At 38.9% G+C, this 21,574-nt stretch carries 18 protein-coding genes and 2 pseudogenes; 6 read left to right on the top strand and 14 right to left on the bottom strand.

Annotated features, from left to right (window positions below; genetic code table 11):
• From ACFIO5_RS04495 to ACFIO5_RS04485, 3 genes and pseudogenes are all read right to left on the bottom strand, one after another.
• A pseudogene (locus ACFIO5_RS04495) lies at nt 1-213 on the bottom strand (tol-pal system protein); the annotation flags it as partial.
• Nucleotides 214-265: 52 nt separating this feature from the next.
• Complete coding sequence (gene pal / locus ACFIO5_RS04490; protein WP_375633417.1) at nt 266-787, bottom strand: peptidoglycan-associated lipoprotein Pal; 522 nt, start codon at nt 785-787, stop codon at nt 266-268.
• 203 nt (nt 788-990) lie between these two features.
• Nucleotides 991-1,686: a DUF1013 domain-containing protein gene (locus ACFIO5_RS04485; RefSeq protein ID WP_375634428.1), complete on the bottom strand. Its 696-nt coding sequence runs from the start codon at nt 1,684-1,686 to the stop codon at nt 991-993.
• Between the two features lie 368 nt (nt 1,687-2,054).
• Here ACFIO5_RS04485 and ACFIO5_RS04480 point away from each other — a divergent pair, with 368 nt between their 5' ends.
• Complete coding sequence (locus tag ACFIO5_RS04480) at nt 2,055-2,801, top strand: YebC/PmpR family DNA-binding transcriptional regulator (protein WP_254492472.1); 747 nt, start codon at nt 2,055-2,057, stop codon at nt 2,799-2,801.
• 1,067 nt (nt 2,802-3,868) lie between these two features.
• Here the strand turns inward: ACFIO5_RS04480 and tolB are convergent.
• From tolB to ACFIO5_RS04425, 11 genes and pseudogenes are all read right to left on the bottom strand, one after another.
• A complete protein-coding gene (gene tolB / locus ACFIO5_RS04475; protein WP_375633419.1) occupies nt 3,869-5,194 on the bottom strand; it encodes a Tol-Pal system beta propeller repeat protein TolB in 1,326 nt (441 codons plus the stop codon).
• A gap of 38 nt (nt 5,195-5,232) precedes the next feature.
• Nucleotides 5,233-6,660 (bottom strand): cell envelope integrity protein TolA, encoded by a 1,428-nt coding sequence (gene tolA, locus ACFIO5_RS04470; protein WP_375636466.1) that lies wholly within the window; start codon nt 6,658-6,660, stop codon nt 5,233-5,235.
• A 107-nt stretch (nt 6,661-6,767) separates the two neighbouring features.
• The gene (gene tolR, locus ACFIO5_RS04465) at nt 6,768-7,223 is read right to left on the bottom strand and encodes a protein TolR (RefSeq protein WP_375634426.1); all 456 of its coding nucleotides are present in this window, start codon (nt 7,221-7,223) and stop codon (nt 6,768-6,770) included.
• Nucleotides 7,224-7,238: 15 nt separating this feature from the next.
• Entirely contained in the window at nt 7,239-7,952 is a 714-nt protein-coding gene (tolQ, locus tag ACFIO5_RS04460; RefSeq protein WP_375634425.1) for a protein TolQ, read from the bottom strand.
• Between the two features lie 1,753 nt (nt 7,953-9,705).
• Entirely contained in the window at nt 9,706-10,146 is a 441-nt protein-coding gene (gene ybgC, locus ACFIO5_RS04455; RefSeq protein ID WP_375611759.1) for a tol-pal system-associated acyl-CoA thioesterase, read from the bottom strand.
• A gap of 211 nt (nt 10,147-10,357) precedes the next feature.
• Nucleotides 10,358-11,452, bottom strand: a complete 1,095-nt coding sequence (ruvB, locus tag ACFIO5_RS04450; protein ID WP_375636468.1) for a Holliday junction branch migration DNA helicase RuvB — start codon at nt 11,450-11,452, stop codon at nt 10,358-10,360.
• Between the two features lie 13 nt (nt 11,453-11,465).
• Nucleotides 11,466-12,080, bottom strand: coding sequence for a Holliday junction branch migration protein RuvA (ruvA, locus tag ACFIO5_RS04445; RefSeq protein WP_375636471.1), 615 nt, complete (start codon nt 12,078-12,080; stop codon nt 11,466-11,468).
• A gap of 13 nt (nt 12,081-12,093) precedes the next feature.
• A complete protein-coding gene (gene ruvC / locus ACFIO5_RS04440) occupies nt 12,094-12,609 on the bottom strand; it encodes a crossover junction endodeoxyribonuclease RuvC (protein WP_375633424.1) in 516 nt (171 codons plus the stop codon).
• Between the two features lie 1,327 nt (nt 12,610-13,936).
• Nucleotides 13,937-14,183 (bottom strand): annotated as a pseudogene (locus ACFIO5_RS04435) (DUF1465 family protein); the annotation flags it as partial.
• Nucleotides 14,184-14,202: 19 nt separating this feature from the next.
• Nucleotides 14,203-14,721: a DUF1465 family protein gene (locus ACFIO5_RS04430; RefSeq protein ID WP_208439387.1), complete on the bottom strand. Its 519-nt coding sequence runs from the start codon at nt 14,719-14,721 to the stop codon at nt 14,203-14,205.
• A gap of 181 nt (nt 14,722-14,902) precedes the next feature.
• Complete coding sequence (locus tag ACFIO5_RS04425; RefSeq protein ID WP_375642894.1) at nt 14,903-16,045, bottom strand: OpgC family protein; 1,143 nt, start codon at nt 16,043-16,045, stop codon at nt 14,903-14,905.
• A gap of 365 nt (nt 16,046-16,410) precedes the next feature.
• On the opposite strand from ACFIO5_RS04425, the gene ACFIO5_RS04420 reads away from it, so the two are divergent.
• From ACFIO5_RS04420 to ACFIO5_RS04395, 5 genes are all read left to right on the top strand, one after another.
• Nucleotides 16,411-17,073: a thiamine phosphate synthase gene (locus ACFIO5_RS04420; RefSeq protein ID WP_375677838.1), complete on the top strand. Its 663-nt coding sequence runs from the start codon at nt 16,411-16,413 to the stop codon at nt 17,071-17,073.
• A 497-nt stretch (nt 17,074-17,570) separates the two neighbouring features.
• Nucleotides 17,571-18,266, top strand: a complete 696-nt coding sequence (locus tag ACFIO5_RS04410) for a hypothetical protein (RefSeq protein ID WP_375625256.1) — start codon at nt 17,571-17,573, stop codon at nt 18,264-18,266.
• Nucleotides 18,267-18,987: 721 nt separating this feature from the next.
• The gene (locus ACFIO5_RS04405) at nt 18,988-19,389 is read left to right on the top strand and encodes a helix-turn-helix domain-containing protein (RefSeq protein WP_375705122.1); all 402 of its coding nucleotides are present in this window, start codon (nt 18,988-18,990) and stop codon (nt 19,387-19,389) included.
• Nucleotides 19,390-19,733: 344 nt separating this feature from the next.
• Nucleotides 19,734-20,777: a tetratricopeptide repeat protein gene (locus ACFIO5_RS04400; protein WP_375636481.1), complete on the top strand. Its 1,044-nt coding sequence runs from the start codon at nt 19,734-19,736 to the stop codon at nt 20,775-20,777.
• A gap of 166 nt (nt 20,778-20,943) precedes the next feature.
• On the top strand, nt 20,944-21,312 hold the full coding sequence (locus ACFIO5_RS04395; RefSeq protein WP_375638272.1) for a helix-turn-helix domain-containing protein: 369 nt from the start codon (nt 20,944-20,946) through the stop codon (nt 21,310-21,312).
• Nucleotides 21,313-21,574 lie beyond the last annotated feature (262 nt).

The following is a 21,574-nucleotide window of genomic DNA, read 5'->3' as shown; positions in this document are numbered from 1 at the left end:
AGTGGCTTTTTCCGCTGCATCAGATGCTGCTTTATCGGCTGCATCAGGTACTTTCTTCACGTCATCAGTTGCCTTATCAACTGCATCAACTTTATCCGTATCATGTGCAGGATATTCGGAAGCCTTTCGTGCCGCACTTTGAACAAGTGAAGTAGAACAAGCTATGAAAACCCCCATATAAAAGAGTGTTTTCCAATTGATTTTACGATACATTCTTTTTTCCCCTTAAGAGCTTATTGAATAGTTGAAACAAACAATCTTCTTTTTAATGACTATTCATGTCACTCAACGTTGTCACAGCACGTCGATTTTGATTCCAACAGGAAATATCATCACATACTGCTACAGGTCTTTCTTTTCCGTAAGAAATTGTTTGAATCCGTTGTGCGGACACACCAAGAGACACCAAATAGTTTCGCACAGCAACAGCACGGCGCTGTCCAAGTGCCAAGTTATATTCACGTGTTCCCCTCTCATCAGCATGACCTTCGATCATAATAGAATAATAAGGATAATGAAGCAACCATTCTGCTTGGCGCATTAAAATACGTTCAGCATCAGCATCAAGTGAAGAAGAATCGAGACTAAAAAACACGCGATCACCCACATTAACCGTAAATTCTTGTCCTGAGCCTGGTGACACCTGATTCAAACCAGCATCATTCATATAAGCGCCATTCATACCGTTAAGTGCACCAACATTTTTTTTGCCACACCCACCCAGGCATAGTGAGAAAAGAAAGAGGATAGCTAAGGAATGAGAGATGGTTTTTTTGGTAGAGCGCATAATCCGTTTCTCCTTGAATTTCGTAAAGAAGGGTCAATTCTTAAAAATATTTTTAAGAATAACCGTTAATTCCTAATGAAGACGAAATTTTTTCTGTTTTTTTCGTCCTTATTTTTACTTTTAAGTCTCTGCCAATTTTTCTTCTCTTCAGCCATTCCTCTAACATTTCCATAAGAAATGTTTCCCTTATGCGTCATGGCTTTTTATGCATCATCTTGATTTTGACTATTTTTTTGCAGCGCGTTCAGCTTTGCAAAAACTTTATCAGCGTCAAAAGTCTTATGCAGATTGTCTTCACTCTCATTTTCCTCTAGAGCAGCGTTTTCCGTCACAGAAGCGGGAAGCAACGACCTATCTTCTTCTGCTGCAACAGGACGATTTTTCGCCGCACGCTGGAGCTCAAAATCTAAATCGATTTGCGAACACAAACCAAGTCCTACAGGATCAAGAGGAACCAAATTTGCACTATTCCAATGGGTTCTAAGGCGGATTTGTTCAATTGTCGCTTTTGTTGTCCCAATCAACCGTGCAATTTGCGCATCTTTCAACTCGGGATGGTTCGTAACCAACCATAGGATACCATTGGGACGATCTTGGCGTCGAGAAAGAGGGATATAGCGTGCCCCTTTACGTTTTTTTTCAGGAATATGCACCCTAGATTGAGAAATTTTCAATCGTGCGTTTTGATCAGCCTCCACCCGTGCAATTTCACTGCGCGTCAATTGCCCAGAACTAATCGGATCTAAACCTTTAATACCATAAGCCGCATCACCATCGGCAATAGCTTTTACTTCCAAGACATGCAATTTACAAAATTCTGCAATCTGATCAAAAGAAAGAGCTGTATTATCAACCAACCAAACAGCTGTTGCTTTGGGCATCAAAAGTTGCGTTGCCATTTTTATAAATCCTCTTCTGCGCCTCTTCTATGAGGCAGGTTACCGCCCACTCAAGAGCACTGGAACTTTTTTATATGTTTAGGTCTCTCCAACCACTCCTAAAACAAAGCGCGGCATGGAATAAACCATTTTGCTATGAGATTACATTCTGTTATAGCGTTATTTTTGCTCAACGACAAGAGATCTCTCTTGTAATGATCCTCAACTAAGGTGTCTTTACCTTTAAGATGAATTTTCTTATAAAGGGTTTATTCGATTATTTCACCTCATGCTGTGGCACATTTATTCTGGTGGGATGCATGCTTTATCGCCTTAAATTCTAAGGAGTATCCAACTGGCAAAAAAGCCCTCAAATAGGAAGGAAAACTATGGCAGGCCATTCACAATTTAAAAATATTATGCACCGTAAAGGGCGTCAAGATGCAATGCGCTCGAAAATATTTTCTAAGCTTGCGCGCGAAATTACCGTAGCAGCAAAACAAGGTGCTCCTGATCCAGCCATGAATCCACGTTTAAGGCTGGCTGTTCAAAATGCCAAAGCACAATCGATGCCGAAAGATAATATTGAACGCGCGATTAAAAAAGCGTCAGGCGCCGATGTCGAAAATTATGATGAAGTACGCTATGAGGGCTATGGACCAGGTGGCGTTGCCGTCATTGTTGAAGCTTTAACTGATAACCGCAACCGCACCGCTTCAAATGTGCGCGCCGCCTTCACAAAATCAGGAGGAGCCTTAGGGGAAACAGGATCGGTCAGTTTCATGTTTAATCGGATTGGTGAAATAATCTATAAGCCAGAAGCAGGAACAGCCGATAACATCATGGATGCAGCAATTGAAGCCGGTGCCGAAGATGTGCAATCAGAAGAAACCGGACATCATATTACCTGCGCATTTGAAGATATTGGTGAAGTTTCCAAAACACTTGAAGCAAAACTTGGTGAAGCAGAATCGATTAAAACGATTTGGAAAGCCACCACCCTTGCACCAATAGATGAAGAAAAAGCTTTGTCCGTTTTACGACTAATTTCAACATTAGAAGAAGATGATGATGTGCAAAATGTTTATGCAAATTTTGATGTCAGTGATGAGATTTTGGCAAAATTGTCTGTATAATTCCCATCATTTGCATAAGCCCTCTCTTCATTCATGAGGGCTTCAAAAGCATCTGTCACCCCTCCTCTTTATCCGCACATATAAAAGCCCCGCATCAATAGCGGGGTAAGCCATTGATGCAACAAAAAACCACAATCAATCGCAGAAAACATAATCCCAAAAAGAAAGCATACAAAACTCTGTAGCCTTACGCCTTTCTTACATGCCCCAAAGATTATCCCTATATTCCTCTCTATTTGATCTTTTTGTTCTTTAAGATTAACCTCCTCTCCCCACCCTCAAGTAATGAAATGATCTAGCCTCTAAACAATTGGGGTTTTCTTGACGTATTCCTATGACGAATCACTCATGAAATTCACTTGAAACTTAAGGCTCAACAAACATGCATTCCCCTAAATATTCGCTACGCACTTAAAAAACACTTAGAATATATCAAGGAGGTTTATACGCCCTATATCCCCACACCTCAAAGGGCAGTGTTTTTACAACATCACAGAATAAAAATAAGCAAATGGAAAGCCAGAGCTGATTTTTTAGCAAAGTATTGTACAAAAAGCCGGTACATCTCTCTAATCCGTTGCAGATAAATTTTTGACTTTATGGCATTAACTTTATGGCATCGTATATTTCTAAAATAACGTCATTTATCTTAAAAATCTGTCCTTTTGCTCTTACCGATCAATCAATATTCAGACCTAAAACAACCGCGTACTTGAATAAAACACATCAGAGAGCAACAGCCCCCCCTGACAAGAGTCCGGACTCTTCACAAACAAAATCGAAGAGGAAGTTTAAAAAAAATATAGCGACACTTTGAATAAAAAGTTGAACTCTAGAGACCTCAGAATTTTCGACTCTATTTTTCAAGGTCTTGTTTTGAATTTTTTTAAGCATTTTCCCCCAAGGAAATTCCATTATCGATCAACAACCATAGATGATAGATGAAATCTACATAACTCCCCATGCCCATTATAATCAATTCCTTCTTTTAAATAATTTAAAAACTATTGAGATTGTGTAAACTTGAGACTGTATTCCTTCTATATTCTGTTTTTAAGCATTTTGTTTTACTGTACATTGAGCAAAGGCGACCATGCTGGATCTGAAGCATCATTGGGGGTAGGGAGTTGTCGTTCATTGCGTCCCGTAATATCAATCGTATAAATTTTTGGTCCCATACCGGGATTTTTGCGAAAGAACATCAGTACACGACCATTGGGGGCCCACGTTGGTCCTTCATTGTGAAACCCTGTGGTTAAAATTCGTTCTCCTTGTCCATCAGGGCGCATAACACCGATAGAAAATTGTCCGCTTAATTGTTTTGTAAAGGCGATATAGTCACCCCGTGGAGACCAAATAGGTGTTGAATAACTCCCATCGTTTGAAGAAATACGTTGAATATCACTCCCATCCGCATTCATTTTATAGATTTGCGGCTTTCCACTACGATCTGAAGAAAAGACAATTTGTTTTCCATCCGGTGAATAAGAAGCAGAAGTATCAATAGCAGAAGTTGTTGTAAGTCGCGTCATCGTACGGGTTCGTAAATCCATAGTGTAAAGATTGGCACTCCCATCATTTTGTAACAAACTCATGATAACTTTTTGTCCATCAGAAGAAAAACGTGGAGCAATTGTCATGTTATTAAACGTTCCGATCAACTCTCTTTGCCCCATTTCAATTTGTTGGAGATAAACATGAGGTACTTGATTGTCCTCATAAGCCATATAGGTCATTTCTTGTCTTTTTGGGGAAAAACGCGGTGTAAGCACCAATTCACTTCCATCAGACATATAAATCAAATTTGCGCCATCTTGATCCATCATTGCTAAGCGTTTAATGCGTGCATTTTGGGGGCCTGTTTCATCGATAAAAACAATTCGTGTATCAAAATAACCACTTTCTCCTGTCATTTCACTATAGATCTCATCTGCGATCATATGTGCCACACGCCGCCAACGTTCTGTCGCGGTATAAAAACGCCGTCCTTTCAATTGTCTTTGTCCAAACACATCCCATAAACGAAAATCGACCCTCAAACGTCCATCGATTTCTCTCATGACTTGCCCAGTAACTAAACCTTGCGCTTTTATTTTCTGCCAAGAAGTAAAATGCGGTTGTTTATTAGGATTAGAAATGTTTTCAAAAAAATTTGCTTTATCAAGCGGTAAAAAAAGCCCCGACCGTTCAAGATCGGCTGTCACCACAGCAGATATTTTTAACCCAATCGAATCATTGGAAATAAAGTCTGTAATTGCAATGGGAATGGGATTAAAATCAGCGCTCGAAATAGTTCCTTTCAATTGCGCATAACCCGATGAAATATTTGAAAGCCACAACCCACAAGTGACAATAAACCAAGCAAAAACTTTATGTCTCGTTATAGTCATCATGGAATGTGTCCTTTCGTTAAGCGCTTTTTTCTCGTTTATCATCTTATTTCTTGGAGGGGATCAACATTAAAGTCAAAACCTTGCCCCCATAGATCATATTGATCACGTGGGAGATCTGCATAAGGTTGGCATGAAAAGACAGCAGCATACACCTGCCTTATCATAATAGCTTGTTGACTCTCAAGGCCGCTTACGGGATCAATGATAGGGTCGCCCACAACCATCCCTTCACGGTCTAAGTAAAATCGCAACCGCACGACCGGACGATTTTTTAAATCGCCGCCAAGCGCCACAAGTTTAAGCTTCTGTTGAATACATCCCCCCGCAATATTGACCAATGTTTGTGCCATTTTTGTGGTATCGTTAATATTTTTTCTTGCACCCAAAGCTTCTGGTATATGAGAACGTTTTGCTCCCCCTCCTTGCGACCGCGCACGATTGAGCAAATTATTTTCCTCCAGAGCTAAAATATCTTCAATGGTCTGTTTCTCTTGGTTTTTCTTATTAAGCTTTGGCGTCTTTTGATTCAATGCAGCCTCATTCTTCTTTGGAAATTCTCCGTCAAACTTTGGTTTAAACTGTGGAAGAAGAGATTTTTCTGGAAGTACAATTTTGGGCGCTTGATGAACAATCTGCTCTGCTGATACTTTTGGGACCGTTGGAGCCAATTCTTTTGGCGATATCATTTCTTCATTTTTGTGCGCAGGCTTGAGCGCAACCTTAGAGGCATCCTCCGGTGCCTCTAAAGGCATCTCAGGCGCAACCTTGGGTGCATCCTCCGGTGCCTCCAAAGGCATCTCAGGCGCAACCTTGGGTGCATCCTCCGGTGGTGCCTCCAAAGGCATCTCAGGCGCAACCTTGGGTGCATCCTCCGGTGGTGCCTCAAAAGGCATCTCAGGTGCAACCTTGGGTGCATCCTCCGGTGCCTCCAAAGGCATCTCAGGCGCAACCTTGGGTGCATCCTCCGGTGGTGCCTCAAAAGGCATCTCAGGTGCAACCTTGGGTGCATCCTCCGGTGCCTCCAAAGGCATCTCAGGCGCAACCTTGGGTGCATCCTCTGTTTTTGCTTCTAATAATTCTGGTTTTGTAAGTTCGGGTGCAAATGTTTCTGATGTGTTCTCGCTTGATGGTGGCGATGCTGTTTCAACGGGACGCAGCTTTTCCTTTGGTTGAAACGGTGCCAGACTATCTATTTGTCCCTCTCCAATATGGCGTGCATCTTCTTTCTCTTGTGGTTGCATAGTTGGTTTTATGGCAGGGATTGCACGGATAGGAGCCTTCACGGCTCCTTGTTGAGAAGAAAACTCGTCCACTAAAGGAGCAAGAGTGATGGGAATTGCTTCCAATGGTTGTGGTAAAGAGACAGAGCTTGTAAACTGAATAGCTCCCCAACTGAGAAAAATGACATGGACCACAAGGGATAAAGCCAAGCCTCGTTTCATACTATGATAAGAGTCTTTGTTCATTCTTTATGCCTTACTTATGCCTTACATTTTTTCATTTTTAATCACTCTATGCTCTTTTAAAAACATCTTAAAAACAACCGTTTATGCACAATTTTATTACTTATTATTTATTGTTCTAAACTTGCTAACGCAACTTGAGAAAACCCCGCTTTTTGAATATCCGCCAGCAGTTTTAATACTTGTTGATATTCAACAGTTTTGGCAACCCGCACAAAAACCCGTTGATCTTTTTGTGTAGCATCTGCTTCCAGAAGAGTTTTCAGGTGTGCAATCAGTGCCTGTGACGTTTCATAATAATCTTGATTAATGGCAAAGCGCCCTTGCGCGTCAAGTGAAACCGTAAGGGGTGTTTTTTGAGCTCGTACGGGACCCGCTTGACTACGAGGCAAATCTAGAGGAACACCGTTCACTAAAAGGGGAGCAGAGACCATAAAAATAATCAACAAGACCAGCATGACATCCACAAAAGGAGTGACATTGATCTCACTCATCAGTTGGCTTCGTGAATGATGCCGCCTACGTGTATTTTTGCGAGAAGAAGAAGAAGCAACAGAAACGCCCATGGGATAAGATCCTTTTTATAAAGAGGAAGGTGCTGTGCGTGTTTCATCAATACGCCGCGATACAATTGTTGAAAATTCATCGGCAAAATTTTCTATTTGTGCAATGATGCGCGCACTTTCATGAGTCAACTTGTTATAAGCAATAACAGCTGGAATTGCTGCAAACAAACCAATAGCGGTTGCCAAAAGCGCTTCTGCAATCCCTGGCGCGACAATGGCAAGTGATGTATTTTGAGAAGCTGAAATAGAAAGAAAAGACTCCATAATACCAATAACTGTTCCAAAAAGTCCGATAAAAGGTCCCGCAGATCCTAGTGTCGCAAGAAAACTTAATTTTGATTCTATTTTTTCACTTTCACGTCCCAGCGTCAAATCCATAGCCTTATCAATTCTGCTCTGCAAACTTTTCGATGTATGGGTCCCTTTTTCAAGAGATTTTTTCCATTCAACCATTGCTGCCATAAAAACTGCGGATATACTATTGGTACGTTGACTTTTGCATGATGCATAAAGATCTTCTAGCGCTTTGCCAGACCAAAATGTGCGTTCAAACTGCTTTATTTCACGCCGTATTCTCCGATACGTAAAAATTTTATCAAAAATAATTGCCCAACTCCAGATAGAAGCGAGCAGCAACCCGATCATAACACCTTTCACGATCCAACTCGCTTGCATAAACAAATGCAACATTCCAATTGTTTCTGGATTCGTTAGTTCTACATGCGGCATAATTTTTGTCCCTCTAAATGAAAGATGCATTTTTTAAAATTTTATAAAACAGATTATTTTATAGTTTCTAAATTTAAGTAAAGACTCTAGTCTCACATAAATCCATGCGCTAAAACAAGACTTGTTTCTTAAATTTCCTTAAAAAGTGATGACGAGAGACATCCCTCAATGCACGCCCCCCTCATTTCACAACAGCATTTATGAAAAATATAACGATAAGGACTTATCCATAAATGCTATAAAAATAAAAGATATAAAAATGCATAATATAAAATCTATTATGCACCACCATCTTTACGCTTCTGAAAAGAACGCTAAATCATCATACGCGTTTCTAGCTTAAAATGCTGCAATAAGTCTTAGCACTTGAAAAGATTCGTAAGAGGTATTTTATTCCTTTCTTAAGTGTTTTTGTATCCACTCACCAACTCCGCTTGTGACATGTAAGAAAATGTTTTTGATTAATTCGCGGCAATAGAGCTTGAAAAGAAAAAGTTTTACAAGTTTCAGAATTATCTGAAAGTGACAACGCAATGAATTATCATTGTAAATAAATATGTTATCATCATAAAAGATGACGCTTTGCCTCAAGCTATTATTTCTCTCATTTTCTATCGAATTGAATACGAGGTACACCATCGGGCACAAAAAACGACAATAAACCACCATAAAATGCCTCACAACAATGCGCCTCACCCATACACCCCTATTATAAGTCCTATATAATCTAGTGTAAGTCTCATGTAATCTCATTGTGTTGTGAATTTACCCCTTTCAATCCCTATCATCTCTCTGGCATCATGGTGTAACGTACAAGCTTCTGTGATATGAAAAAAGCCTTTTCACATCTTTACTTTATGAAAACCGGCTTCTTCGCTCTCTTTGCTCACTTGCGATATTTGATCGTTATTGCATTGAGAATGATCCATAAGGAACATTTTTACAATTTTTTTCAATAATTTATATTGCTCTCTTATGATGTGTAAGCAAATGATTTTAATTGTTTCAACATGAACAGATTTGAAATGAAAGTATTTTATTCTATTCCTCTATTAGGGTTTGTGCCCGTAAGAAGTGATAATTTATCTTTCTAAGTCAATATATTATATAGAATAATATGCTTTTGAAACTTTAAATGCAAGAATGCATTTCTGCTTTGCATACATTGATCTCTCACTCATTCACTACGTTTAGAAGCGCACATAAATCGCGCATTATAGCACATAAAGTCATGCATGATGGATAGAAATGGATGAAACACGCGCTTTTGTGATGCCAAATGATAATCCAGTAAAAAAACAAATCAAATTGCTTAAAAACACCCTTTAGGTGTTTTGAGACAATTTTCGACCTAATAGCTTATTATCACTTTATTGCAATATTGTGCTGAGTATGTGCATTTTTATAAAAATAAATCTTAATCCATTTTTATTTTTTTATATTTTGTACTTTTTCGCTGCTTTCTGATGCCAACAAACCTTTCTTCAAAAGAAAGAAAATATCTTGAGTTTATAGCAGAAAATGGATGAGGCGACATTGATTTTGAATCATAACATGGATGAGGTATGTTTAATTTTGTGGGATATCATCTTCAATTTATTGTAGTTATTGTAGCAGAGGTGCTTTCTTTTGCTGTATCGTGTAACCTTATTGGAAAACATTTAGGCTATGATAAATATGTATAATCTTAGATTGTAGATTACTTTATATCTGCTGATCTTTCCTGAAACTGCTAATTCAATGAAGAACACTTTTAACCAAGCATTTTTGCAAAAAGTTCTTTGGGTAAACGTCGCGGTTTTGCCTCCTCATTAATCAGAGCAATTTCAACTTTGGCTGTTACCAACGTGGTCATCTCATGCAAAATAGATTGCTCCATAAAAAAGCGGGCCCCTTGGATATGAGTAACACGTGTTTTAACGACTAAAAGATGATCAATTTTAGCTGGTCTTGAAAAATTAATTTCCATATGACGAACAACAAAAAACAGTTTTTCCCCCTCACCCCCTGCTGCTAACATCTTATTATTAAAACCGGTATCCCGTAAAAACTCTGAACGTCCTCGTTCAAAAAACTCAAGATAACGCGCATGATAAACTACACCGGAAAAATCTGTATCCGCAACATAAACGCGGACCTGAAAATTATGAAAAGCGTTTGTATGATTGCTCTTAAAAGGTGTTATTTCTGTCATCGACTTCATATCCCATAAAATCATCTAATATAGCAAATTATCTATCAATCAAAAGATTGAACACATTTTTGTGTTGAAGTTGTGAAAAGCAAAAAATTTTTAATAGTGCCAAACCTTTTTAGCCAGAATATGCTAAAAGAAGGCACGTCTCTTGTATTTTATGACCTTGCTATAAAATATTCACATAGTTTCTTTTAATAAAGAGAATGTCTTAATCATCTTCCCCATCCCATAAAGATGTCTGAAATGATGAATTCTCTTGAGCCTCAGAAAGTTGAGAACGCCTTTGTATAGACGTTGTAGAGGCTGGAGCAGAAAGCCCTAAATGGCTCCAAGCCTTTTCAGTTAGAATACGTCCACGAGCGGTTCTTTGAATAAACCCTTGTTGGAGCAAATACGGTTCAACAATATCTTCAATGGCATCGCGTGGTTCTGATAAAGCAGCAGCAATTGTTTCAATCCCCACCGGTCCCCCTAAAAAAGTTTCCGCAATCAGGAGCAAGTAGCGACGATCAAGCGGATCAAGACCAAGATGATCAACCTCAAGGCGCGAAAGCGCTTCATCGGCGATTTTTTGGTCAATTTGTTTTGCTTGTTTAACCAAAGCAAAATCACAAACACGCCGTAAAAGCCGTCCGGCAATACGAGGGGTCCCCCGTGCTCGGCGTGCAATTTCATGAGCACCATCATCACTGATCTTGACGGCAAAAAGTCGTGCATTACGCTGCACAATATATTCCAATTCTTCTATAGTATAAAAATTGAGACGAATTGGGATGCCAAAACGGTCTCTCAGCGGCGTGGTCAAAAGCCCCAAACGTGTGGTTGCCGCTACCAAAGTAAATTTAGCCAGATCAATTTTCACCGAGCGTGCGGCCGGCCCCTCCCCAATGATCAAATCAAGTTGATAATCTTCCATGGCTGGATAAAGAATTTCCTCAATCGCCGGATTTAAGCGATGAATTTCATCAATAAACAAGACATCACGTTCTTCAAGATTGGTCAAGAGAGCGGCTAAATCCCCTGCTTTAGCGATGACCGGCCCTGAAGTAGAGCGAAAATTAACGCCTAATTCTTTTGCCATAATCTGTGAAAGCGTTGTTTTTCCTAACCCCGGTGGTCCTACAAACAAAACGTGATCCAGCGCTTCTTGCCGTGTTTTTGCTGCTTCAATAAATATTTTTAAATTAGCCCGTGCCGCTTCTTGACCAATAAAGTCATCGAGAACTTGTGGCCTCAAGGAACGATCTGGATCGTTAGGAAGGGGGGCGGAACCCAGAAGGCGTTTATCTTCATCTTTATGCATTGTTACCTTGATTTTAAGTAGGAGAAGAAAGCAATTTGAGACTATGGCGGATCAGCAGGGCAGAAGAAACAGTTTCCCCCTCAAGAGCATTCATCGCAAGAGCAAGAGCACGGGATGCATGTTCCCGTTCAAACCCTAGCTTCATCAACGCGGAAAGCGCATCATGCGCAGGTTGATTGGTCATCTCACGCTGAGGAACAGAAACAGTCTTGACCACTTGTTCAAAGGGGAGTGTTTTACTTTTCAGTTCACCCACAATTCTTTCACTGACTTTTTTACCAACGCCTGGCGCTCGACTAATCATCGCAACATCATTTAAAGCAATAGCCTGTGCAAGTTCATCTGGCGATAAAGTACCCAAGATTGCCAAAGCAACCTTTGCCCCTACTCCAGGAACATTTTGTAGAAGACAAAACCACTCCTGTTCAGCTCTTGTAGCAAAACCAAAAAGGCGGATTGCATCTTCCCGAACATGCGTTTCAATAAAAAGGCTTAACGCCTCCCCAACCGAGGGTAAAGAAGGACGCAGACGATTTGACACAAAAACAACATACCCCACACCGTGAACATCAAGAAGGATATGATCATCAAAGATATGTTCAAGAGTGCCCTTTAATTTGCCAATCATGCTTTCACCCCAATCATATCGCCATCCTTGCCTGATAAGATCGGTCAACACTCTTACGATGCATACTATGACAAAGAGCAAGAGCAAGAGCATCAGCTGCATCACTGCTATCAAATTCAGCCCGTGGGAGGAGAACTTTGACCATCATATGGATTTGTTCTTTAGCCCCATGTCCAACACCAATAACCGATTTTTTCACTTTGTTGGGCGCATATTCAAAAACAGGAAGAGTTGCTTGCGCAGGAACCAGCAATGCAATTGCACGCGCTTGCCCAAGTTTTAAAGTTGCTGTAGCATCTTTGTTGACAAACACATGTTCTACAGCAGCTTCATGGGGCATAAATTGATGCACAACCTCTGAAAGACCTTTGTGGATCTGACATAGCCTGGAAGCCAGCTCACACTGTACATCAGAAGAAACCGTCCCTGCTGCAATAAACTGAAGACGATTACCCACAACATCGATAACGCCCCACCCTGTACGCCGTAATCCGGGATCAATGCCTATAATACGAATCGTCTCTGCCATAAACTACAGTCTATACACTTTTCCCCCCTGTGAATAAAGATGTGAATAAAGACAAGAACACAAAGAAACCAGCAACCCAAGACAAAACCAGTAAAAAGATAATCATACCCCCAAATTTATACAATTATAACACACAACGAACAGCATCTTTATGGAATACACTTTATGAAGCATAACTGAAATCAATCAAAACCATTCACACATTACAAGCAAACACCCTCTAAAGCATAAAAATTCCCTTTCTATATCATACTAATGCCATAACGGTTAAACATCGCAAGCGAGCAAATAGAGAGTGCTGGATTGTACATTCATTAAGTGTAAAGAGGCTATGCAATGGATGGTACACACTTTGCGAAAACTTTTTACATTATAGCATGACGCTACCATTATAAATCAACGCATTGATTTATAATGATAATTAATTATTTTGTATGTTGCATAAGAATCCCGAATATCCTAAGATTTTCTCATTACAAATCTGTTTATCTTGAATCAATCAAAACCATTCGCTTACATATGAAACGTGGGATTGCCGTATAGAGTGAAACTGTACAAGAAAGGACTAAAAATGCCTCTAATGAATTGACTCAAGTGCCAAAGGCTGTTGCAACATTGGGGACTGGCAAAGATGATGATAGTGCCGGCTTTCTCCTTTGCAAACGTAAAGATGAGGAGAGCTCAACGGATATGAATAAGAACTGAGAGGTGTTTTTGAATATACCCATCACACCACAATGACATTACGTAAAGAGGAACATTGCATAGAGAGGGACATTGCATGGGGGCACAAGGAACCCATGGGACATTCATTATATGGCACTTTGATTTTGGATATTTTATTTTACGCGAGGGAAATAACTTCCATTCAAAACAAAAGAAGCCCCAAAACTGCAACAATGTGTATTATCCTCATTAACACACACTTTACAGCAACTTTATAGGCATAAATTATAGAGCATAAATAAATTAATGTACAAGCCCCTGCTCTATCTAGCGTCTAATCATTATCAGAGCCAAAACAAAATCACACGATAGATCAACAGAAAGTGTTCTAGCTGCAATCAACCAAAGTCGATTTCCCACAAAGACCAACCATACCCTATTCCATGCCATAATTCAAAATCAATACCTATCCCTCTCTCAGCTATAAACTCAAGATATTTCCTACGCTCAAATAGAAATTAGGCAGAAAAAAGCACTCTAGATTGGTTTTAGTTGTGAAATTTTGGTTGTAAAAAATGGATATACTGCTCTAAATATCGCAAGAAAGAAGCAAGGCGCTATTCTTCTCAGAACGCCCAAAAGCTGTTTTCAGTAATTCGATTTATTTTCCCACTGGATTATCATCGTTCAAAATATAGCCGCCGCTTATTGACCAAAGCGCTTAAACTACAGCAGCATCTCTAAATGAAACAAAATGCACGCTTCTAAACGTAATGAATGAGAACAAATTGACGGAAAATTTCTGGCAATTCATGCCAATGAGGGGGTTCAAGTTCCAATGTCGGTGTATGAAGTGACACTTTTACAATTGCTTTTTTTATTTGTTCTGATGATATTTCCCCTTCGCGCAAAACAAGGGGAGTACCTCTAAGAACGCCCAAAGGCTGTTTTGAGCAATTCGATTTGTTTTCCTACAGGGTTATCATCTTCTAAGGCACAAGAGGCTGCAGTTTCCCACCCAGCACGCATATACTGTATCCGCGCTTCTAAACGCAATGAATGAGAAACAAATTGGCGAAAAATTTCTGGCAATTCATGCCAATGAGGGGTTTCAAGTTCCAATGTCGGTGTATGAAGTGACACTTTTACAATTTCTTTTTTTATTTGTTCTGATGACATTTCCCCTTCACGCTCTGCGCGAAGAAGAAGGAGTTGAGAAGCGATTTGCATAAGTCGTGTACTTAAATACATAGCCTCTTTCGCATAGACTGCAGAAACCTCTGCCGAAAGAGAGCGTGCCACTAATTTCCCTTCTGAGTCAATATACGCTGCGGTTTTTTCAATCAGCGCCATTGTTTCTTCGTAGAGACGATTAAAAGCATTTTCAAAAGCATTATGCTCAATCATGATAATAGGTTCATCATATGGACGTTTATGTACACTCACGCTTTTATACTCCAAGTATCAGCACAAAATCATACCCCTCAACGAACAGAGTATTAAAAAGTTTCTTTTGTTGCTGTATAGAACGCTTTTTTTTTAAAACTGCTACCTCTTTTAATTTTTTTGCGCAACGCACTTTTTATACTAAGGTTAACGTGCCCAACAAACACTATAGGAATGTTTTTTATAAACGGATCATTTTCCTTGAAAAGGACCACTGCCAAGATTGCCGTTTTTCACAATAATAAGCGACTCCAAATTGCAAAGCAATACCCGTTATTATTAAGAAGGTATCGGAAAAAACCGTTTCTGTCATCACTGTTTTTATAATTTGTCCAAACATCGCAAAAATGGTTCCCGTTACAAAGACCGGTAAACTATGTTTTCCTAAAATTGCTAAAGGATGTTTCTGAGAAACATAAAACCATTTATTGATGCGTGGCAAAGAAAGAATGAGAAAGGCTAATGCAAGAACATGGAGTAAACGTGGCAAGCTTAAAAAGGTTTTATTAAAGTTCACCAACGGGGAAGACCAGCCAAGCCACCCCAAAATGCCCCACCAGTTTAAGCGAACCCATAACAGCGCCAACAAGAGATACGCTGCCGCACAAACAATCCAAAAAGACTGAAAAGCGATTGTTTTTCCTTGTTTAAGCGCTAAAGTACTGGTCAATCCTATGACAAATAAGAATTGCCAAGACAAAGGATTTAAAAACCACTTTCCCTCTAAAGGATAAGAAGGAGGAGCAATTTTATAAAATCCGCAGATAAGATACAGTGTAAAGGAGCCCAAAAGCAGCCATTTTGTCTGCTTACAACTCAAATAAAGGATAAAAGGCGCAAAAAACATCAAAACGATATAAAGAGGAAGAATATTATTATATCCCAATTGATGCCCAAAGCTTAAGGTACTCAAAAATGCGATACCAGGCTCTTTAAAAAAGAGTCCTACATTGTTCATTGATAAAAGTTTTTCTGTTCGCCATAATAAAAAGGCAGCAAAAAAAAGGCTTAACGTGACAAAAGTCGTAAAAAGGTATGCACCATAGAGCTGCAGAGCTCTGTACCAAAGTTTTCGGATAATAAAAGCAAAGGATTTTTGCTGTAACCGTCCATGAAAGCTTAACCCAAGAGCAATCCCTGAAAGCAAAACAAACACTTCTGCACAATCAGAAAAACCGAAATTTCTATGAGTAAAAGACTCATAGATCGTTCTGGGAATATGGTTGATGAAAATCGTCAATAAGGCCAAAGAACGAAAAACGTCAATGCGTGTATCACGATGAGAAGGTTGAGTATTATGCTCAAGAATACCTTGGTACTTCATCAGTGGACTCCCACACGTTGCACCCCCCTTGAAGTCCCATAAAAATGGTGCTTACCCTTATTGCCAACAAGCATGAACAGGATGAAATTTTAATTTTTAAGAGTCAAGTTTCATTTTAAGCGTTTATTTTTTTAAAAGCAAAAGTTTTTTAAAGGCAAAAGAACGAAAAGCGTCCATACGTGTATCACAGCGAAAAGGTAACATATTATGCTTAAAAACACTCTCATTTCTCATAAACAGGCTTCCACACACCCACAAATCCTTTAAATTACGTGAAAATGGTGGTCACTTTCATCGCAAATAAGCATAATAGAATGAAACTTTAATTTTTAAGCGTTATTTTTTCTAAGAAACAGGGATTTGACATGACACAACAAAAAAATAAACCAATTGATCCACCTCTTTTCCCTCAGTTGATTTTAACACTTGATGTTCGGCGCAACACCCCACACACATTTTTGCAGCAAATTTTGCAAACAAAGTCTTTTGCATGCGTCATCCTCTATGATTCTGAAAAATTGAAAGATGATAGCTCTTTTTTACAACAACAAGCGCAAACTTACGCAGAAGATATTCAACATCATGACGCAGCCCTTCTCATTGCTGATGACAGCCGCATTGCTGGGCGCATAAAGGCTGATGGATTGCACATAGAAAATGATCTTAACGCTCTTGAAAGCTTCAAAAATCAGCAAAAGGAACAAAAAATTATAGGCTTTGGCAATTTACGCAATCGCCATAGTGCTATGCTTGCAGCGGAAACAGGTGTTGATTACCTGTTCTTTGGAAAACTCGGTGCTGATAAAAAACCCCAAGCGCACCCCCGCAATCTCCAGTTAGCAACATGGTGGGCAGAAATTATGCAAACCCCCGCCATTATCCAAGCAGGAAGCGATTTTTCAACCTTTGATGAAGTCTTAAAGACTGGATGTGAATTCATTGCTGTAGAAGAAGTCATTTTGGGGAACGACAACCCCTTAATACTGCTTAAAACAATGCAAGAAAAATGTGAGAACACCCCCTTGTAATATAGGAGACATACATAAGCCGCTGATAAAACCCCACACACTCACTCATGCAATATCCAGTGAACATAGCGATAAGCAAAAGCTACGAAAATCCCTGCCATAGTTCAAGCAGGAAGCAATTTTGCACTCTTTGATAAAATCTTAAACACCACATATGAATTCATTGCTGTAGAAGAAGTGTTTTTGGGGAACGACAACCCCCTGATGATACTTAAAATGATAAAAATAAGGGAAAAACCAAAGCACTTTCAAAAAAACAGTACACTGTCTCAAATTAAATTAGAGATTTTAGTTACTAACAATAACAATAAATAATAATAATAATAATAGTAGTAGTTATAGATTACTTAATATAAAAATAAATAATTTTTAATTAAGGGATATTGTAAATGTAATTAACAGTAATTACATGAGTTATTGTTTCATAAATTATTATTCAACAAATTTTATCAATAAAAAAATGTATTATACAGTTTTTAAATTAAAAAGGGGAGAAAATGAAAAATACAAAAAATATTGATTTTGACTATATTTATAGTTCATTTGTTTCAAGATTTTATTGGAAATGTAACTATTTTAAAAACGTATTTTCACCTTTCTATATAGAGAAAAGTCTTTTTAAACATGGCATGTTAGGTCTTTTTGAGGATGAAACACAGGGGTTTTTACTGTTACCATGTGAAGCTCACTTACAAGAAGGAGAACCAACAGAATACAAATGCAGTGGGAATGGCTATTCAAAAATAATTAATAAAGAGAATATTGTCATTCTTAGAAATGGTATATCTAGTGATATTCCATCTTTAATAGCTAAAAAATATGCAGAGAGGACATATAATATATTTCAAAATCATGGTATTGTAGCGCGAACATTAGAAAATGCGGTTTCATTCCCCATAAGTCCTGAAAGCCCTATACAAAATTTAGAAAACTTGCGAAAGCACCTAGAAACTTCAATCTCTGTAGCTGATCCTGGAAGCCTTATACAAAATTTAGAAGATTTGTGGCAACAACGAGACGACTTGCTTAATGAAGCTTTCTCAATATTAGGATTAAAAAAAGGAGATAATTTTATACGCTGTGTACATGCAAGAGAGACTTTTGTGAAAAATTGTAAAGATCGTTTTAATTTTGATATTAGTTTTAAAAGCCAATATGAATATCAGGAAGAATTATCCTCTCGCTTACGGTAAAATCAAGCACCATTAATTGTCATTAGGATGTGAAAATCATAGTAGTAAAATAACTAAGCTTTGCTTTAATGAGAGGCTCTCCGCCTCTCATTAAAAAGCTGTAAGTTACAAAAACTTTTTTCATTTTTACTGCAATCTCCTAAAATCACTTTATTCCCCCTATAATCACTTTATCATTGAGCAAATGTTTTTTATCGCATACACAACACCTAGGAAGGGTTTGAAACAACTTCTTGCATATTAAAATGGGAGAGATTTTTCAATTTTAAAAGAAGCTTGTATACTACCATTGTCCGAGCATCTGTACCTATATTGTCAAAGTGAGAGAGTGCTAAGATTGCGGGAAATCATAGCGCATCCAAATTATCTTATATTGTATCGAGTAGCTGCAAAATAAACTGAGATTTTAACCGTAGTACACGCCCGCCGTAAATTTCCTAACTCCATTTGATTTGATGAAAAACGCAATACCTCTCACGAGAAAAACACTATTTTAATTTTTATTGTAAATTTCCTGAAATTACTTTATGAATTAAAAGATGTTTTGGTCGCATACGCAACGACCAAAAGGGAACTGAAAACCCTAGATCCGAGCGTAAAAATAAACCCACTCCTGTGGGTATCCCGGAATTCCGGGAGATTTTGCTATGTCCAGGTGCTTCTCAGCACTAAAAGCAAAATGCTGACTCGGATTCAGTGTTTTCAGACTCCCGGAATACTCATGCGAGGGCGCTCGCAACCGGCGGGGGGCTTTAAAATGCAAACCAAAGATCTTGATAATGATATTTTCATTGGCAAAAAAATTCGTTTGAGACGAAAAATGCTAAAAATGTCTCAAACAACTTTAGGGCACGCTTTAGGCGTAAGCTTCCAACAAATTCAAAAATATGAAAACGGCTTAAATCGTGTCAGCGCAGGGCGTTTAATGGAAATTTCTGATATTTTGAATGTTCCCATTGCCTTTTTTTATGCCGATATCTTAACAAAACACCAGCCCCCATACCACCATGAAGAAATTGCATCAAGCACAGAGGAATACCTGCTGCTCAAAAGATTTAGAGTTCTAACAACGGTAAAAAAGAAAGCCTTTTTACAGCTGATCTCTGATGAGAATGCAAGCTAACATCACACGGATAGCGTGCGCTATTCATAAGCATTCATACGTATTTTAAAAAGCAACCTCCATTGTAAGCATTTTTTCATTTTAAGAGGAGAAGCCCTTGATATAATAGAAGATAAGCATCTTTATATACGATAACCCTTCATCATTATTATTTTTAACAGAACTATTTTAAACAGTCTGTCTCTCGTCGACATTTATGCTACTTTTTTAACTTACCCAACCCTACCTTGAACCAAGATGAAAAACTGAGAGATAAAAAGTAATATAGAAATGAAATTCTTATACGGCTTGTAATGATGAAAAAAAAATGTGAAAATTCTGATCGGTAATGAGGAGAAAACACCATGATCAAGAGAAGCGTGAAGCTGCTTATCTTAGGCGTGATTGGGCTTGCAAGTTCTGCTGTAAGTTCAGCGGGAAACACTGAAGAAATCTCAAATTCTGAAAGCTCTTTCAATACGATTCAAGAAGCTTCAAACACTCAAGAACCCTTTCAGCCCTTAAAAGCTGGAGACTATGATCAAGCCTATGACTATTACATCCAAGGTTATTATTTAAAAGCTTTTCGTGAAGCACTCCGACGTGCTGAAAAAAATGATCCTTTTGCACAAACTCTTCTTGCCCGAATTTATATGGAAGGATGTGCTGTCCCTATTGACGGTGCGCGTGCTGCTTTATGGTTTGAACGCGCCGCAAAACAGGGGGAACCCCAAGCACAACTACGCTATGGACTTATGTTGTTTGATGGTCACTTTATAAAACAAAATCAAGAACTTGGTGAACAGTTCATTCAAAAAGCTGTCAAAGCAGGCGTCAAGGAAGCCTATTTTTATTATGGACAACTGCTTCTTTATAAAGCCTCACAGGAAAAACAAGCTCTCCCTGGTGTTTCTTCCCAAAGTCGTGAAAATGAAGCAATAGAGCAAGCCTTAAAATGGTACTTAAAAGGTGCTGCTCTTGGGGATGCTGAAGCGGCTTTTTCTGCTGCAAAAATTCTTTCCTTAGGCACGTTAAAGCGACCAAAAGATGATCACAATGCCCGCAAGCTCATGGAGGTAGCAGCTCAAAACAACCACTTAAAAGCTCAACTTCATTTAGCACAATGGCTTGTACAGGGGCGTGGAGGAGAAACAGATTTTCAGCGTGCTTTTCATTTACTTCACAGAAATGCCGTCAACATGATTGCACCAGCACAGATTTCCCTTGCAAGGCTTTATCGAGATGGCACAGGAACAAAAGGCGATATAATAATGGCAGCGGCATGGTATATGCTCGCAAAGGAGGCAAAAATGCAAGCTCCTGATCTTGAAATAATGCTCCAAGGCATGGACAAGACACAACTAGAAAAAGCGCACAAAGAAGCAATAAAGCTCCTTCCTGTTTTTTAAAATACTCCTCTCTGCTTCAAAAAGATAAAATTTATAGAAATTCCGGGAGATTTTGCTATGTCCAGGTGCTTTAAGCACTAAAAGCAAAAAGGCTGATTCGGATTCAGTATTTTCAAACTCTCGGAATACCAACGCGAGGGCGCTCGCAACCGGCGGGGGCTTTAAAATGCGAGCCAAAAATCTTGATAATGACATTTTCATTGGCAAAAAGATTCGTTTGAGACGAAAAATGCTAAAAATGTCTCAAAAAACATTAGGTCAACATTTAGGTGTTACTTTCCAACAAATCCAGAAATATGAAAACGGCTTAAATCGTGTCAGCGCAGGGCGTTTAAAAGAAATTGCCGATATCTTAAATGTTCCACTTGTCTTTTTCTATGCGGATATCTTAACAAAACAACAGCCCCCGTACTCTCATGATGAAATCGCATCAAGTACAGAGGAATACCTACTGCTCAAAAGATTTAGAGTTCTAACCTCGATAAAACAAAGAGCCATTTTACAATTACTCTCTGATCAAAATGAAAGCTTTTAACATCATAATATAGGGCGCTACACTCTCTATTCTTGACTTGCCTCCCACCCCTCAAAGGACAGAAGCCCCTTCCCTATCCAGTTGGGAAACAATCCGTCTTCTCAGAACAGAACTCTTTTAGCTTCCCATTTTATGTGGTTCATTTCACAAAATTATCCGGACAAGCTCTCCCTCAAATATTCACCACACACTCTCATAAAAACATCACATGTACAAAATTTGATGCCTTACAAACACCACACCTCAAACGATAGTATTTAAA

This window comes from Bartonella sp. AA86SXKL, from assembly GCF_042196885.1.
This window is presented reverse-complemented; position numbering and strand designations above follow the sequence as displayed.